Source organism: Curtobacterium sp. MCSS17_007 (assembly GCF_003234175.2).
Classification (GTDB): domain Bacteria; phylum Actinomycetota; class Actinomycetes; order Actinomycetales; family Microbacteriaceae; genus Curtobacterium.
Window position 1 is genome coordinate 2,080,666 of sequence record NZ_CP126257.1, and the last position, 14,925, is coordinate 2,095,590.

The window sequence follows — 14,925 nt, forward strand, 5'->3', positions numbered from 1 at the left end:
GGAGGCAGTCTAGGACCAGTTGGGATACCAACCGGACACGACGTGTCGCCGTGGGCCGGACGAGAGGCGCGGGGCCGGGTCCTCAGCGCGTCGCGCGCAGACGTCCGAGCTGCTTCAGGACGTCGGTGAGCGCCGCAGGGTCCGCCACGCGGTGTGCGGCGAGCGTGTCGCCCTCCCCCACCTTCACGCCGACGTCGCCGTCGCGGAGCACCCGGAAGGCGTCCTCGTCCGTCACGTCGTCACCGGCGAAGAACACGGCGTCCGCGCCGCGCAGCTCGCGGAGCCGGTCGAGTGCGTCGCCCTTCGTGACGTGCCGGACGGCGAACTCGACGATGTCCTTGCCGCCGCGCTCGAGCACGCCGGGATCCGCAGCGTGCGCGGCCTCGCTCGCGGCCGCGTTCGCCTCGGCCGCGACCTCGGCGCTCACCCGTCGGGTGTGCATGCCGTGCCCGGCGGGCTTGTGCTCGACGACGACGCCCGGGAACCGCGCTCCGACCTCGTCGAGCGCCGCACCGACCCGGGCCACCCGGGCGAGTTCGTCGTCGCTCAGCGCTGCTTCGTCGTGGCCGTCGACGCGCCACTCCACGCCGTGCGAGCCGACGAGCGCCATGCCCTCGGGAGCGTGCGAGACCCGGGCGAGCCCGTCGAGCGGTCGCCCGGACACCAGGACGACCTCGGTGTCACGGGCGCGCTGCAGGGTGAGGACCGCCGCCCACGAGCCGGGCAGCGCACCGACCTTCGCGGGGTCGTCTGCGAACGGGGCGAGGGTGCCGTCGAAGTCGAGCGCGACGAGCAGTCGCGGCGCAGCCGCGAGCGTCTCGAGGGCCGTGGTCAGGGCCGACGGGTCGGTGGCGGCGTCACGCATCACGGGCCTCCCGGGTGTCCTCGGCGGCTCGGGCGGTCTGCGCCTCCTGGTCGAAGATCGACGTCGTGTCCTGCAGCTCCTCGACGTGCTCGTCACCTGGGTCCGAGGCGGACGGGTCGAGCTTGGCCCGGTTCGGGGCGTGTCGGTCGAGCGCCTCGAGGAACGACCGGGACCACCGGGCCACGTCGTTGTCGCGGACGCGCTTCCGGAGCGCACGCATGCGCGTTGAACGCTCCCGTCGCGGCATCTCGATGGCGCGCTGGATCGAGTCCTTCAGTGCGCCGATGTCGTGCGGGTTGACGATCACGGCCTGCTTCAGCTCGTCCGCGGCACCGGCGAACTCGGACAGGATGAGCACGCCGTCGTTGTCGAACCGCGCCGCCACGTACTCCTTCGCGACGAGGTTCATGCCGTCGCGCAGGGCCGTGACGAGCATGATGTCGGCGGCGAGGTAGAGCGCCACCATCTCCTCGCGCGGGTACCCGTGGTGCAGGTACGCGATGGGCTGGTGGCCGATCACGCCGAGGTCGCCGTTGATCCGTCCGACCGTGAGCTCGATCTCGTCGCGGAGCGCCGCGTAGGTGTCCACGCGCTCGCGGCTCGGGCTCGCGACCTGCACGAGGGTGGCGTCCTCGACCGCGACACGGCCGTCCTCGACGAGCTCGCCGAACGCCTTGATGCGGTGTCGGATGCCCTTCGTGTAGTCGAGCCGGTCGACGCCGAGCAGCACCGTCTTCGGGTTGCCGAGGCTCTCGCGGATCTCGCGGGCGCGCTCCTGCACCTCGGGCCGGTGGGCGATCGCCTCGAAGCTCTCGGCGTCGATGGAGATCGGGAAGTGGCGTGCCTCGACGTGTCGGACCGTGATGCCCTTGCGGCTGCGCGGGGCGGCCGGGTCGTCGACCGGGACGTCGATCGTCGAGCCCTTGGTCGTGTAGCCCTTGATGTGGCGGACGGCACGGAGGAAGTCGCTCGCGTCGTCCTGCCGCTGGAACCCGATGACGTCGGCCCCGAGCAGGCCGTCGAGGATCTGCGCGCGCCACGGCAGCTGCGCGTAGATGCCGACGGGCGGGAACGGGATGTGGTTGAAGAACCCGATGGTCAGGTCCGGGCGCCGCTCGCGGAGCATCGCGGGCAGCAGCTGCAGCTGGTAGTCCTGCACCCAGACGATGCCGTCCTGCTCGACGATCTCGGCGATCTGGTCGGCGAAGCGCGCGTTGACGCGCTTGTACGCGTTCCACCAGTCACGGTGGTAGCTCGGGTGCTCGATGACGTCGTGGTAGAGCGGCCACAGCGTGTCGTTGCTGAACCCCTCGTAGTACTCCTCGACGTCGTCCGCGCTGAGCGGCACCGGCACGATGTGGATGCCCTCGTTGTCGAACGGCGCGACCTCGACGTCGGGCTGACCGACCCAGCCGACCCACGCCCCGTCGTTGGCGCGCATGACCGGCTCGAGCGCCGTCACCAACCCGCCGGGCGAGTGTCGCCACCCCTCGTTGCCGTCCTCGTCGACGACGCGGTCGACGGGGAGTCGGTTCGAGGCGACGACGAAGGCGTACCGGTCGGGGTCGGTGTCTGCTGCCATGGGGTGGTGGTGTCTCCGTTCCCCCGGCTCGAGCGCCGGGATCGTCGCCGACGGTACCAGCGCGGACGCAGGCGGCTCTCGGTGCCCGCTCACTAGGCTCGTCCGCATGGTCATGACACGGGCGTGGCGGGACGGCACCGCGGTGGCCCAGGACTTCCCGGTCGAGCAGGTGTCCGACCTCCTCGGACGGGACGACGACTGCTTCGTCTGGGTCGATCACGTCGACCCGGGTCCGAGCGACCTCGACCAGCTGGAGGACGAGCTCGGCGTGCACGTCCTCGCGGTCGAGGACGCGCTCGAGAGCGGGCAGCGCCCGAAGCTCGACCGCTACCGGGACAGCCTGTTCCTCGTCGTCTACGACGTCCAGGGCCTGGGCGCCGACGGCGACCTCGTCACGCACGAGGTCAAGGCGTTCGTCACGCACCGGGCGCTCGTCACGATCCACGGCCCGGAGGTCGACCTGCGGTCGGTCCAGCGTCGGCTCGACGCGGATGCCGACCTCGCCGACCACGGCGTGCCGTGGCTGGTGTGGGCGCTCCTCGACGCGGTGGTCGACCACGCGACGAAGGCCGTCGAGGACATCGAGGCACGCATCGACGACCTCGAGGACGACCTCTTCGAGCACGGGAACCCTCGCGAGCAGCAGATCCAGCGACGCTCGTTCCGGCTGCGGAAGGCCCTCGGTGTGCTGCGTCGGCAGGTCGTGCCGACCCGGGACAGCGTCGCCTCGCTGCTGCACGGCGACGCCGAGGCGATCGTCGACGGCATCCGGCCGTACTTCCGCGACGTCGAGGACCACCTGGTCTCCATCGCCGACACCGTCGACCAGCTGCGGGACGCGGTGTCGAGTGTCCTCGACACCAACCTCAACCTGGCGTCGAACCGGCAGAACACCGTGATGAAGAAGGTGACGAGCTGGGCGGCGATCATCGCCATCCCGACGGCGATCACGGGGTTCTTCGGCCAGAACGTGACGTTCCCCGGCGAGGGGCACTGGAGCGGCCTGTTCGCCTCGGTGTCGCTCATCGTCGCGACCTCGCTCGTGCTCTACCGCGTCTTCAAGACGAAGGACTGGCTCTAGCGAGGAGCCGCCTCAGAGCTGCAGCGCGAGCACCCCGGCGACGACCGTGAGCGGCGCGACGACACAGCCGAGCGCCATGTACCGACCCCACGACAGGTGCACGCCCTCGGAGGCCAGGCGCGCGTGCCAGAGGAGCGTCGCGAGCGAGGCCCACGGCGTGATGAGGCAGCCGGCGTTGACCCCGACCAGGAGCGCCGCGTACCGCAGGGCCTCGTGCCCGGCGGCCGGCTCGAGCACGAGGTAGGCGGGCAGGTTGTCGATCGCGTTCGCCGCGACACCCCCGGCCCCGCCGAGCAGCAGCAGCGAACCGGTGTCGGTGCCGCCCGAGACCGCCTGCACGATCGGGTCGGTGAGCCCCGTGGCGTGCAGGGTCTCGACGACGACGAACAGGCCCGCCGCGAAGACGAGCGTCGACCAGGGCACCCGGGACGGCCGGAGCTCGGACGGGGCCCGGAACGCGGCCACCACGACGAGCAGCCCTGCCGCGACGAGTGCCGCGACCCAGACCGTGACCCCGGAGGTCAGCGCGACGACGAGCAGGACGAGCACGGCCGACGCCGCCCAGAAGAACAGCGGGTCACGCGGCCGTCGGACCTCGACCGGCGTGTACCGACCGAAGAGCTTGCCGCGGAACACCACGAGGAGCACCGCGCACGGCACCACGACCCCGGCGAGCGCCGCCCACACCATCAGGCCGGCGAACGGGATCGGGCCGTCGAGGCCGATCCCGTCGACCGCGAGCAGGTTGGTCAGGTTCGACACCGGCAGCAGGAGCGACGCCGTGTTGGCGAGCCACACGGTCGTGAGCGCGAACGGCATCGGCGGCAGGCCGACCCGACGCGCGAGCGTGATGACGATCGGGGTGAGGAGCACCGCAGTGGTGTCGATGCTCAGGAAGACCGTGCAGACCACCGCGAGGACGACGACCGCGGCCCAGAGCCCGATCGTCCGCCCGCCGCCGATGCGGGCCGCCATGTCGGCCAGGCGGTCGAAGACGCCTGCGTCCGCTGCGAGCTCCGACACGATCGTGAGGCCGAGCACGAACGCCAGGACGGGGACGACCCGGTCGGCGAGGGTCGCGAGGTCGGACAGGGGCAGCAGGCCGAGCACGACGCACACGGCGCCGACCAGCAGCAGCACTCCCCCGATGACGGCCTGACGCACGGTGTCTCCTCGCTCTGCGGACCGGCAGGGCGACCGGCGGCGCTCCAATGTAGCGGCCGGTAGCGTGGCGGGGACGACCAGGAGGAGGAACCCGTGCGGAAGTTCATGTTCAGCGGTGCGGTGTGGAGTTCGATCATCAGCGGCTACAGCGTGGTGCAGACCACGCGGCAGGGCCCGCGTGACTGGCGCCTCGCGCTCACGTGGATCGCGTGGCTCGCGACCACGATCGTCGCGCTCGGCACGGTCGTCGAGGACGACCGCGCGGTGAAGGCGCGCCAGCGCTAGGTCGCCAGGGCGACCACCCCACGGACGGGAGGCGCGGTACCGGCTGGTACCGCGCCTCCCGTCCGTCGTGTGGTGGCTCCGCGACTCGTCAGCGCTCGGGCGGGACGTCCTCCGGCCGGATGCCCGAGGTCTGGATCGGACCCGTGAAGAGTGCGGTGCGCTCGTCACCCTCGCGGAACAGCGCGGCGTCCTGCTCCTCGGTGCGCGGACGGCGCTTGCCGACGCGATCGGTACCCTGCGTGACCTGCACGCGCTGCCGGGGCAGGGCGTCCGGGTGCTCGCGCTGCACCCACTCGACCATCTCCTCGCGCACGTAGCAGCGCAGGTCGAACAACCCGCCCGCGTCCGGCGCGGACACCAGGATGCGGACGCGCACGAGCCCGCTCACCGCGTCGGTGACCTGGAGCACCTTGGTGCGGCCGTCCCAGATGGTCGAGGTCGACAGGATCCGGTCGAGCTCCTCGCGCATCTCGGTCGGGCTGATCCGCCAGTCGAGGTCGAACTCGACCGCACCGAGGAGTTCGCTGCCCGTGCGGGTCCAGTTCTCGAACGGCGTCGACGTGAAGTACGTCGACGGCAGCACGAAGCGCCGGTCGTCCCACAGGTGGACGACGACGTACGTGAGCGTGATCTCCTCGATCCGTCCCCACTGCTGCTCGACCACGACGACGTCGTCGACGCGGATCGACCCCGAGAACGCGAGCTGCATGCCGGCGAAGACGTTGCCGAGGGTGGACTGCGCGGCGAGGCCGGCGACGACCGAGATGAGCCCGGCGGACGCGAGCACGCTCGCACCGGCTGCCTCGACGCCCGGGAAGGTCAGGAGGATCGCGCCCACCGCGATGATCACGAGCACGGCGACCGTGAGCCGCCGGATGATGAGGACCTGGGTGCGGATGCGGCGGGCGACCCGGTTGTCGGGCACGTCGACGCGGTAGCGGTGCAGCCCGAGGTCCTCGAGGAAGATCGCGATCTGGCACGCCAGCCAGCAGCCGACGGCGATCGTGGCGATGAGGAAGGCGTGCGAGACCTCGTCGCGCCAGGGGTACGCCTCGTCGTCGTGCGGGATGGTCGACGTGAAGGCCGTCCAGAGCAGCGCGATGAGCAGGATCGTCCGTGCGGGGTGCTTGGTGCGCCGGGACAGCACCGCGGCCCACCGTTCCCGGCGGGCGATCGCGCGCAGGACCAGGTGCAGGACGAGGGCGGCGGCGGCCGTCACGAGCAGGGCGATCCCGATCGCGACGAGGAGTCGGAGGAGGGTGTCCATCCCCCCATGCTGTCGGAGCCGTCGTGCTGCGCGTTCAGCGTCGGCACACCTGTGGTGTCGCTCAGGGTGGACTTCCGTTCCACCCCGGGGCGTGCGCGCATGTAGGTTGGCGCGCATGACAGCGCAGAACGACACGGGTGTGTCCCGCACGCCCGCGAACGACTTCTCGCACGAGCAGGAGGGCTACCAGCACGGTCTGAAGCCCCGGCAACTGCAGATGATCGCGATCGGTGGGGCCATCGGCACCGGACTCTTCCTCGGCGCGGGCGGACGCCTCAACACGGCCGGACCGGCCCTGGCGGTCACCTACCTGGTCGCCGGCGTCTTCGCGTTCTTCATCCTGCGGGCGCTCGGTGAGCTCGTGCTGCACCGTCCGTCGTCGGGGTCGTTCATCTCGTACGCCCGCGAGTTCTACGGTGAGAAGTTCGCCTACGCGGCGGGGTGGATGTACTTCCTCAACTGGGCGATGACCTCGATCGTCGACACCACCGCGGTCGCGCTCTACCTGCACTACTGGAGCGCCTTCACCGCGGCACCGCAGTGGCTCCTCGCGCTCATCGCGCTCGTCGTCGTGCTCGCCGCCAACATGGTCGCCGTGAAGGTGTTCGGCGAGCTCGAGTTCTGGTTCGCGCTCATCAAGGTCGCCGCACTCGTGGCGTTCCTCGTGATCGCGCTCGTCTGGCTGGTCTTCGCCTTCCCGGTGGAGACCGGTGGTGAGGCGGTCCGGACGGGCTTCTCGATCTGGGCCGACAACGGCGGACTGATCCCGAACGGTGTGCTGCCCGCGGTCCTCGTCGTCCAGGGCGTCGTGTTCGCCTACGCGGCAATCGAACTCGTCGGCACCGCGTCCGGCGAGACCCAGGACACCGAGAAGGTCATCCCCCGCGCCATCAACTCGGTCGTGTTCCGCATCGCGGTCTTCTACGTCGGGTCGGTCGTCCTGCTCTCCCTGCTCCTGCCGTACACCTCGTACAAGGACGGCCAGAGCCCGTTCGTGACGTTCTTCTCGTCGCTCGGCAACCCGCAGGTCGGGGTCGTCGCCGGGTCGATCATGAACTTCGTCGTGCTCACCGCCGCGTTGTCGTCGCTCAACGCGGGGCTGTACTCGACCGGTCGCGCCCTGCACTCGATGGGCATGAACGGTTCCGCGCCGAAGTGGACGACGAAGATGTCGAAGGGCGGCGTGCCCTACGCGGGCATCCTGCTGACGGCGGCGTTCACCGTCGCGGGGGTCGCGCTCAACTACTTCGTGCCGAAGCAGGCGTTCGAGATCGCGCTCAACGTCGCCAGCCTCGGCATCATCACCGCGTGGGGGACGATCATCCTCTGCCAGATGAAGCTGCGGCAGTGGGCGAAGCAGGGGCTCGCGAAGGAGCCGTCGTTCAAGCTGCCCGGCGCTCCGGTGACGTCGTGGTTGACGCTCGCGTTCCTCGCCTCGGTGATCGTGCTCATGGCGATCGACTACCCGGTGGGCACGTACACGATCGCCTCGCTCGTGGTCATCATCCCGCTGCTGATCGTCGGGTGGTTCCTGCAGCGCGACCGCATCCTCCGCATCGCGGCGCTCCGTGAGGGCGTCACCGGGCCGTACCCGATCGGGGTCCGCGACCCGGCCGCCCAGGTCCGCCGTGACGGGACGGACGACCGCCGCGGCTGATCCCGCACACCACGCAACGGGCAGGGTCCGGTGCGCGCCGGTACGATCGGCGCGTGCCGGACCCTTCTGTCTCCCCCACGCTCGACCTGCAGCTCACGTGGCGCGGGACCTCCGGACGCATCCGCGTCTACGACCACACGGTGCGGGCGGAGACCAGCTTCGAGCGTGACGGCGTCGTGCAGGTGCCCGTCGACCGGGCGCGTGGGTGGCGCATCGAGCCGTGCGACTTCGACGCGGTCTGCGTCGAGTTCGTGTGCGAGGACGAGACCTTCCGGGTCCTCCTCGACACGAGTGACGAGCGGGTGGCACGGCTCGCGCTCGAGCGGGCGCTCGGGGCGCCGCTGCCGCCGGCCTCCTGAGGTGCGTCCGAGACGCCGGCGTCGGCGCGCCACGCCGGTGTCGGTGTGCGACGCCGCTCCCGCGACGGGACGCCGCCAGGTCCGGCGGCGTCTCGGTGGTACGCGGGCGTCTCGCGCCCGCGCCGGGGTGGTCACCACGCGACGCGCGGGATGCGTCAGAGGAGCAGCAGGACCCCCGCGACGACCGCGGCCAGGGCGATCGCGAAGGCGATGAGCAGCAGCACGAGGTGCACCGTGTAGAAGGTCGTGGGCTTCCCCGCGGCGTCGCGCGCGCGGGCGTCGTTCGCGACCCGCTGGAAGAACCGCGGCCAGGTCACGACGTTGAACACGGCGGCGACGAACAGGACGATGGCGGCGAAGACGTTCACGGACCGAGTCTAGACAGCGGCGGGAGCGCGGCCTGGAGCCCGGGGGTGCTCGGCCGCCCCCAACGCGGCCGAGACCTCCCCGGCGTGCGCGACGACGACGATCGCGTCGTGTAGCACGTGCTACAGACTCTACACGGAGCGGACGCCGGTCGTCGAGCACTGCTCGGGAACGTGATCGATCCGTTGTCGGAGGGGCACGGGTCAGGCGGTGTCCGCAGCTTCGCGGAGCGCCGACTCGAGCGCGTCCTCGGCTGCGGCGAGGACGGCGCGCTCGTCGGCGTCGAGCTGTCGGCGCGACCGCCTGGCACCGTCGTTGATCTCGACGATGGTCCGGCTGAGACGGGTCGCGGTGTCGCCCGAGGCCGGGTAGGCGTTGTCCGTGCCGATGCGGGCGTGGAGCGGCGCCAGGGCCGCCAGTGCGTCGTCCAACCCGCGCGCACGTCGTCGACGCGCCACCTGGTGCCCGATGACGAGCAGCAGCATGCCCGAGGCCATGCACAGCACCGCGCCGGGTGTCATGACGTCGTAGGGCGGCGACAGCGTCCGCGTGACGTCGAGGCGTCCGGCGACGTGGGCGAGGTCCATCACGACGACGACGACCATGCGCACCACGCCGAGGACACCGCCGAGCACGATCACCCACAGTCCGACGAGATCGGCCGCCGTGCGTGCGTCGCGCAGACGCATGAGGCAGATGACGCCGGTCGCGGCGACGGCGGCGCCGAGGTACACGGTCTGGGCGATCGCGTACACCGCTGCGGCCGGCTGGTGCCCCGCGACGAGCATGAAGGTCGTGGTCGTCGCGGGCTTGTCGAGCACCACGAACGCCGTGACGACCACCACCACGACCACCGCGAAGACCACGACGATCGCGGTGCGGAGCCACGCCCGCGCGGCCCCCACGGCCTTCGCGACGCCCCACAGGAGCGTGCTCGTCCCCGCGACCATGAGGCAGTCACTGACGAGGGTCACGACGTTCCGCCCACCGACGAGTGGATCGAGCCAGTGGTACAGCGGGTCGACGTTCGCGACGATGGTCGCCGTGAACAGCAGGAAGGTCACCGCCAACGTGCGGTCCTGCCCGCGCTGGAGGCGGAACAGCACGACCGTCCCGACGACGAGGACCACCGCCATCGCGACGGAGACGATCACCCGAAGACCCCACGGAACGCGCTCGGGCGGCCACGGTTCGACCGGATCAGGGCGGCCAGACGGTCGGCGAACAGCTCGGCCTCGTGCTCGTAGACGTTCGAGAACAGCCCACGCGCGAGGGCCCGCTCGACCTTGTACTCGGGCACGTCGGGGATCACGTCGCGGACGTACGCCGACTGCGCTGACTGCTCGTGGTGCCGGTGCAGCACGTGTCCGAGCTCGTGCCCGATGACGAACGACCGGAACGTGTCCGAGGTCGTCGGCGAGATCATCACCAGGTGCTGGTGCTCGAGCGTGGCCACGAAGCCGCACACCGGCTCGGTGCTGAGGAACGACTCCTCGCGCACCACGACGGGCTTGCCGACGTGGTCGGAGGCGGCCGCGACGGCCTGGTCGACGTCCGACCACCCCTCGGCCACCCCACGGGCCCAGAAGGCCTCCACCGACGCGTCCGTCACGCCGCTCCCCCTCGTGCCGACTCCTCCTCGAGCACCTGGGCGATGCGCCGCAGGGCCTCCGGTGACAACTCGCCGGGGAAGGTCCGCGCTGCGAACCCGCTCACCCGCGCCGACCGGAGCGCGCGCACGAGCTCGATCTGCGCGCCGATGCGCTCGGGGACGGCGCTGTCCTCGAGCAGGAAGCGCTCGTCGACCTCGAAGAACCCGGCGAGCAGACGCAGCAGCCCGGTGTCCCGGTTGCGACGGCCGTCACCGGAGAGCATGTAGGTCCACTTCGCCCGCGACAGCGATCCGCCCTGCGCAGCGACGTACTCCTCGATCGCCGCGAACGGCACGGGAGCGCCACGCTGCGACTCCTCGAAGTCGAGGAGCAGGTTGAGCCGGCGGGCGAGCTCGGACGCGTCGAGCGCGCCGCCCTTGGGATCCGCGGTCGTCATGTCGATCGGACTCCTCCCCAGTCGCCGGCGGTGCTCGTCATGGTAGCGCTGCCCACCGACGAGCGGCAGCTACCCTCGACCGCGTGAGCCGCACCTTCCCGTCGACCATCGCTCGCACGGTCGAGCACGAGATCGTCGTCACGAGGTCGCGGTTCGTCACGACGGTGGCCCCGGTGAGCGGTGTCGACGACGCCGACCGCGTCATCGCCGACGTCCGGCGGCGCTACTGGGACGCCCGGCACAACTGCAGCGCCATGGTCACGGGCGTCCTCGGCGACCAGGCCCGGTCGTCCGACGACGGCGAGCCCTCGGGCACGGCCGGAGTGCCGATGCTCGAGGTCCTGCGCCGCCGCGAGCTGACCGACGTCGTCGCCGTCGTCACCCGGTACTTCGGCGGTGTGAAGCTCGGCGCCGGCGGACTCGTCCGGGCGTACTCGACCTCGGTGTCAGCGGCCCTCGACCTGGCCGCGACGGTCCGTCGGGTCGAGCTCAGGCGCGTCGACGTCAGGGCCCCGCACGCCGACGCCGGGCGCATCGACAACCTGCTGCGCCAGTGGGTCCCGCAGCACGGGGCGACGTTCGACGAACCCAGCTACGGCAGCGCGGTCGGGTTCACGCTCTGGGTGCCGGAGGCCGGACTCGCGGCGCTGCGCGCGGACCTCGCCGCAGCGTCGGCCGGCGCACTGCAGCCGGTCGTCGGCCCGGCACGGGTCGTCGACGTCCCGACGGTCTGACGAGCCGGCACCGGAAGATCCGGGCGAACGGATCCGACGCTCGGACGCACTCCGCGCGTGTCGCCCGATCCGAGCGGCGCCGGGGAACGGAGAAGGCCCGGTCGGAGTGATCCGACCGGGCCTTCGCGGTGCGCCCCCTCGGACTTGAACCGAGAACCCACTGATTAAGAGTCAGTTGCTCTGCCAATTGAGCTAGAGGCGCATGGTGTGCAGTTGTCTGTCGCTCTCGCACTTCCGTGCTGCAACGGGAAACAACAATAGCATGGGTTTCGCGTGCTCATGACCACTCGGGCACAAGAACCTCAAGGAGCCCCATGACGGACCGTCTCGCCGCCGGCGACACCGCCCCCGACTTCACCCTCCCGGACCAGGACGGCGTGCAGCACAGCCTCGCCGACCTGCGCGGGCGGAAGGTCATCGTGTACTTCTACCCGGCGGCGTCCACCCCGGGCTGCACCACCGAGGCGTGCGACTTCCGCGACAACATGTCGTCGCTGCAGGCGGCGGGCTACGAGGTGCTCGGCGTCTCGAAGGACGAGCAGGCGAAGCTCAAGACCTTCCAGCACGAGCAGGCACTCACCTTCCCGCTGCTGAGCGACCCGGACCTCGCGGTGCACCGGGCGTACGGCGCCTGGGGCGAGAAGAACAACTACGGGAAGATCGTGACGGGCACGATCCGCTCGACGATCGTCGTCGACGAGGAGGGCCGCGTGCAGCTGCCGCTCTACAACGTCAGGGCGACCGGCCACGTCGCCAGCCTGCGGAAGAAGCTCGGCCTGGTCTGATCGGCGACCGGGCGACGACCGCGACCCACGACGGACGGGAGGCGCGCTGCCAGCCGGCAGCGCGCCTCCCGTCCGCGTGTGGTCGCTCCTACTCGTCGCGTGCGTCGCGCGGGACGAGCCAGCCGGTCACCGCGCGCGACAGCACCAGCGTGAGCCCCAGCAGGGCCGGGACGAGGAGCACCCACCCGACCCACGCGACGCGGAAGACGCCCTGGAAGGCACCGATCGCCAGGGCGCCCTGGAGGACCTGCCAGACGATGATCCCCGAGCGCACCCACGGGCGACGTCGGCGGAGCCCGACGAAGAGCGAGACGAGCCACAGGGCCGCGATGGCGCTGAGCAGGGTGAGGGCGATCGCGGACGCGATGCTCGACGACGGAGCGACGACCGACTCCACGAGCAGGACGACGGTGACGGCGACGAGCGCGAGGGCCTCGAGTCCGACGACGAGGAGCAGGGCGAGGACGGCCGGTGCGCGCCCTGAGGTGGGTTCCGGACCGGTCGGGGTGGTGTCGGGCACAGCAAGCCTCCAGCATCGGGACCCTTGATTTGGCCCTACCAGTATGGAACGATATTGGAGGTCGTTTGGACGGCACGATGTGGTGTGCGTCTCCCGCGGTTCGACGCTTCTCCCCCGAGCGTTCAGCGGGCGTCAGACTCGCTCCCAGCGGAAGCCTCCCCCACAGGTTCCCCTCGTGCCCTGTGCATGCCAGCGTTCCGATCCCCGAGCCGCGGCCCCGGCCTGCCGTTCGAGCATCGACATCAAGGAGCACCACACATGGACTGGCGTGACCAGGCAGCCTGCCTCACCGCGGACCCCGAGCTCTTCTTCCCCGTTGGGAACACCGGACCCGCCGTCGACCAGATCGAGAAGGCCAAGTCGGTGTGCGCGCGTTGCACGGTCACCGAGATGTGCCTGCAGTACGCGCTCGAGAACAACCAGGACTCCGGCGTCTGGGGCGGCCTGAGCGAGGACGAGCGTCGTGCGCTGAAGCGCCGCGCCGCCCGTGCCCGCCGCGCCTCCTGACACCGTGCGTTCCTGACACCGCGCAGCTGACACGACGACGCCCGTCGCTCCCCCGGGAGCGACGGGCGTCGTCGTGTGTGCGCTGGGCTCAGGTGCGTGGTGCCGGTGGGGGCCGCGGACGGCGACCGCTCGCGAGCCCGACCGCACGGGCCTCGAACTACGCGGCGCCGGCCGCCGTGAGCCAGCGGAACGGGATCGTGATCGTGACCTCGGTGCCACTGCCGGTGAGCGTGTGCCAGTCGATCGTGCCGCCGAGCTCGCCCTGGATCAGCGTGCGGACGATCTGCGTGCCCAGCCCCGAGCCGACCTTGCCCTCCGGCAGGCCCACGCCGTTGTCGCGCACCTGGATGTCGAGGTGGTCGTCGGAGCGGTTCGCCACGATCTCGACCTCGCCGTCACGCCCGTCGAGGCCGTGCTCGACGGCGTTCGTCACGAGCTCGGTGAGCCCGAGCGCCAGCGGGGTGGCGGCTTCGGACGGCAGGACGCCGAACTCGCCGGTCTTCTTCGGACGGACGGTCGTGTTGTGCGACGCAGCGACCTCGGTGACGAGCTTCAGCACCGAGTCGAACACCTCGTCGAAGTCGACGTTCTGGCTGAGACCCGTCGACAGCGTGTCGTGCACGACGGCGATCGCGGCGACGCGGCGCATGGCGTTCTGCAGCGACGTCCGAGCCTCGTCCGAGTGGGTCCGCCGCGCCTGGATGCGCAGCAGGGAGGCCACCGTCTGCAGGTTGTTCTTCACCCGGTGGTGGATCTCACGGATCGTCGCGTCCTTGGTGATGAGCTCGCGCTCCTGGTGCCGGAGCTCGGTGACGTCGCGGCACAGCACGATCGCGCCGATGCGCTCCCCGTGGTCGCGCAGCGGGATCGACCGGAGCGACACGGTGACACCCTTCGCCTCCACGTCGGCGCGCCACGGTGCGCGCCCGGTGACGACGAGCGGCAGGGACTCGTCGACGTCGAGCTTCGCGCCGATGAGCTCGGTCGTCACCTCGGCGAGGGACTTCCGTTCGAGCTCCCCCTCGAAGCCCATGCGGTTGAAGGCACTGAGCCCGTTCGGACTGGCGAAGGTCACCGTGCCGTTCGTGTCGAGCCGGAGCAGGCCGTCGCTCGCGCGGGGAGCACCGCGACGCGGTCCGGCCGGGGCGCCGAGGTCGGGGAAGTCCCCCGTGGCGATCATGCCGAACAGGTCGTTCGCGCTCGCCGTGAAGTTGAGCTCTTGGCGGCTCGGCGTCCGCATCTCGTCCTGGTTCGAGTGCCGGGTCACGACCGCGATCGGGCGCTCGGTGGTCTCCGTGCTGTTCGTGGTGAGCCGACGGAGGACCGGGATCGCACGCACACGGGTCGGGGTGTCCTCGTACCAGTCCGGTTCCGCGGAGTCGACGACCGAGGCGGTCGCGAAGCACTGCGTGACCTGGTCGCGCCACTCCTCGCGGATCTCCTGACCGACGATGTCGCGGTAGAACAGCGTCGCGGCCGAGCTCGGCCGGGCGTGGGCGACGGCGACGAACGAGCCTTCCTCGGCCGTCGGCACCCAGAGCACCATGTCGGCGAAGGACAGGTCGGCGAGGAGCTGCCAGTCCCCCACGAGCAGGTGGAGCCACTCCACGTCTGCTTCGGAGGAACGGCCTTGCGCGAGGACGAGGTCACTGAGGGTCGACACCCGGCAAGTCTAGGTGCGCTGCTCTGTGGACAACGCCGCTC

Annotated in this window: 17 protein-coding genes and 1 tRNA gene; 7 read left to right on the forward strand and 11 right to left on the reverse strand. The window is 71.0% G+C overall.

Features of this window, described 5'->3' with window-relative positions:
• Window positions 1–82 precede the first annotated feature (82 nt).
• Together otsB and otsA are read right to left on the reverse strand one after the other, a co-directional pair.
• A complete protein-coding gene (gene otsB, locus DEJ22_RS09855) occupies window positions 83–865 on the reverse strand; it encodes a trehalose-phosphatase (protein ID WP_111226981.1) in 783 nt (260 codons plus the stop codon).
• Entirely contained in the window at window positions 858–2,447 is a 1,590-nt protein-coding gene (gene otsA, locus DEJ22_RS09860; RefSeq protein WP_111226982.1) for an alpha,alpha-trehalose-phosphate synthase (UDP-forming), read from the reverse strand. Before otsA ends, otsB begins: the two co-directional genes overlap by 8 nt.
• 106 nt (window positions 2,448–2,553) lie before the next feature.
• Here otsA and DEJ22_RS09865 point away from each other — a divergent pair, with 106 nt between their 5' ends.
• Window positions 2,554–3,528 (forward strand): magnesium transporter CorA family protein, encoded by a 975-nt coding sequence (locus DEJ22_RS09865; RefSeq protein ID WP_181430764.1) that lies wholly within the window; start codon window positions 2,554–2,556, stop codon window positions 3,526–3,528.
• A 12-nt stretch (window positions 3,529–3,540) separates the two neighbouring features.
• On the opposite strand, the gene DEJ22_RS09870 is transcribed toward DEJ22_RS09865, so the two are convergent.
• Window positions 3,541–4,692: an SLC13 family permease gene (locus tag DEJ22_RS09870; RefSeq protein WP_111226984.1), complete on the reverse strand. Its 1,152-nt coding sequence runs from the start codon at window positions 4,690–4,692 to the stop codon at window positions 3,541–3,543.
• 93 nt (window positions 4,693–4,785) lie between these two features.
• Here DEJ22_RS09870 and DEJ22_RS09875 point away from each other — a divergent pair, with 93 nt between their 5' ends.
• Window positions 4,786–4,977: a hypothetical protein gene (locus tag DEJ22_RS09875; protein WP_058728987.1), complete on the forward strand. Its 192-nt coding sequence runs from the start codon at window positions 4,786–4,788 to the stop codon at window positions 4,975–4,977.
• A gap of 88 nt (window positions 4,978–5,065) precedes the next feature.
• Here the strand turns inward: DEJ22_RS09875 and DEJ22_RS09880 are convergent, their stop codons facing one another.
• Window positions 5,066–6,244 (reverse strand): mechanosensitive ion channel family protein, encoded by a 1,179-nt coding sequence (locus DEJ22_RS09880; protein WP_111226985.1) that lies wholly within the window; start codon window positions 6,242–6,244, stop codon window positions 5,066–5,068.
• Between the two features lie 115 nt (window positions 6,245–6,359).
• On the opposite strand from DEJ22_RS09880, the gene DEJ22_RS09885 reads away from it, so the two are divergent.
• Entirely contained in the window at window positions 6,360–7,901 is a 1,542-nt protein-coding gene (locus DEJ22_RS09885; RefSeq protein ID WP_111226986.1) for an amino acid permease, read from the forward strand.
• Between the two features lie 53 nt (window positions 7,902–7,954).
• Complete coding sequence (locus DEJ22_RS09890; protein ID WP_111226987.1) at window positions 7,955–8,260, forward strand: hypothetical protein; 306 nt, start codon at window positions 7,955–7,957, stop codon at window positions 8,258–8,260.
• A 155-nt stretch (window positions 8,261–8,415) separates the two neighbouring features.
• Here the strand turns inward: DEJ22_RS09890 and DEJ22_RS09895 are convergent, their stop codons facing one another.
• The 4 genes from DEJ22_RS09895 to DEJ22_RS09910 form a co-directional block, all read right to left on the reverse strand.
• The gene (locus tag DEJ22_RS09895; RefSeq protein WP_111226988.1) at window positions 8,416–8,628 is read right to left on the reverse strand and encodes an SCO4848 family membrane protein; all 213 of its coding nucleotides are present in this window, start codon (window positions 8,626–8,628) and stop codon (window positions 8,416–8,418) included.
• Window positions 8,629–8,829: 201 nt separating this feature from the next.
• Window positions 8,830–9,780 (reverse strand): hypothetical protein, encoded by a 951-nt coding sequence (locus DEJ22_RS09900; RefSeq protein ID WP_111226989.1) that lies wholly within the window; start codon window positions 9,778–9,780, stop codon window positions 8,830–8,832.
• On the reverse strand, window positions 9,777–10,238 hold the full coding sequence (locus DEJ22_RS09905) for a M48 family metalloprotease (protein ID WP_111226990.1): 462 nt from the start codon (window positions 10,236–10,238) through the stop codon (window positions 9,777–9,779). Before DEJ22_RS09905 ends, DEJ22_RS09900 begins: the two co-directional genes overlap by 4 nt.
• Complete coding sequence (locus DEJ22_RS09910) at window positions 10,235–10,675, reverse strand: hypothetical protein (RefSeq protein WP_111226991.1); 441 nt, start codon at window positions 10,673–10,675, stop codon at window positions 10,235–10,237. The genes DEJ22_RS09905 and DEJ22_RS09910 overlap by 4 nt, the downstream gene beginning before the upstream one ends.
• 83 nt (window positions 10,676–10,758) lie before the next feature.
• Here DEJ22_RS09910 and DEJ22_RS09915 point away from each other — a divergent pair, with 83 nt between their 5' ends.
• Window positions 10,759–11,409, forward strand: a complete 651-nt coding sequence (locus DEJ22_RS09915; RefSeq protein WP_111226992.1) for an IMPACT family protein — start codon at window positions 10,759–10,761, stop codon at window positions 11,407–11,409.
• Between the two features lie 129 nt (window positions 11,410–11,538).
• Here the strand turns inward: DEJ22_RS09915 and DEJ22_RS09920 are convergent.
• A tRNA-Lys gene (locus DEJ22_RS09920) sits at window positions 11,539–11,611 on the reverse strand.
• Between the two features lie 112 nt (window positions 11,612–11,723).
• On the opposite strand from DEJ22_RS09920, the gene bcp reads away from it, so the two are divergent.
• Window positions 11,724–12,194, forward strand: a complete 471-nt coding sequence (gene bcp / locus DEJ22_RS09925) for a thioredoxin-dependent thiol peroxidase (RefSeq protein ID WP_111226993.1) — start codon at window positions 11,724–11,726, stop codon at window positions 12,192–12,194.
• A gap of 88 nt (window positions 12,195–12,282) precedes the next feature.
• On the opposite strand, the gene DEJ22_RS09930 is transcribed toward bcp, so the two are convergent.
• Entirely contained in the window at window positions 12,283–12,714 is a 432-nt protein-coding gene (locus tag DEJ22_RS09930; protein WP_111226994.1) for a hypothetical protein, read from the reverse strand.
• Between the two features lie 258 nt (window positions 12,715–12,972).
• Between DEJ22_RS09930 and DEJ22_RS09935 the strand changes: the two genes are divergently transcribed.
• Window positions 12,973–13,221, forward strand: coding sequence for a WhiB family transcriptional regulator (locus tag DEJ22_RS09935; protein WP_022904217.1), 249 nt, complete (start codon window positions 12,973–12,975; stop codon window positions 13,219–13,221).
• Between the two features lie 157 nt (window positions 13,222–13,378).
• Here DEJ22_RS09935 and DEJ22_RS09940 read toward each other — a convergent pair whose 3' ends face one another.
• A complete protein-coding gene (locus DEJ22_RS09940; protein ID WP_111226995.1) occupies window positions 13,379–14,884 on the reverse strand; it encodes a sensor histidine kinase in 1,506 nt (501 codons plus the stop codon).
• Window positions 14,885–14,925: the final 41 nt, after the last annotated feature.

What these genes read in the sequence shown, in the direction of transcription:
- bcp (WP_111226993.1), top strand. Translation starts at nt 11,724, where the DNA reads ATGACGGACCGTCTCGCCGCCGGCGACACCGCCCCCGACTTCACCCTC.
- DEJ22_RS09865 (WP_181430764.1), top strand. Translation starts at nt 2,554, where the DNA reads ATGGTCATGACACGGGCGTGGCGGGACGGCACCGCGGTGGCCCAGGAC.
- DEJ22_RS09910 (WP_111226991.1), bottom strand. Translation starts at nt 10,675, where the DNA reads ATGACGACCGCGGATCCCAAGGGCGGCGCGCTCGACGCGTCCGAGCTC.
- otsA (WP_111226982.1), bottom strand. Translation starts at nt 2,447, where the DNA reads ATGGCAGCAGACACCGACCCCGACCGGTACGCCTTCGTCGTCGCCTCG.
- otsB (WP_111226981.1), bottom strand. Translation starts at nt 865, where the DNA reads ATGCGTGACGCCGCCACCGACCCGTCGGCCCTGACCACGGCCCTCGAG.
- DEJ22_RS09885 (WP_111226986.1), top strand. Translation starts at nt 6,360, where the DNA reads ATGACAGCGCAGAACGACACGGGTGTGTCCCGCACGCCCGCGAACGAC.
- DEJ22_RS09935 (WP_022904217.1), top strand. Translation starts at nt 12,973, where the DNA reads ATGGACTGGCGTGACCAGGCAGCCTGCCTCACCGCGGACCCCGAGCTC.
- DEJ22_RS09880 (WP_111226985.1), bottom strand. Translation starts at nt 6,244, where the DNA reads ATGGACACCCTCCTCCGACTCCTCGTCGCGATCGGGATCGCCCTGCTC.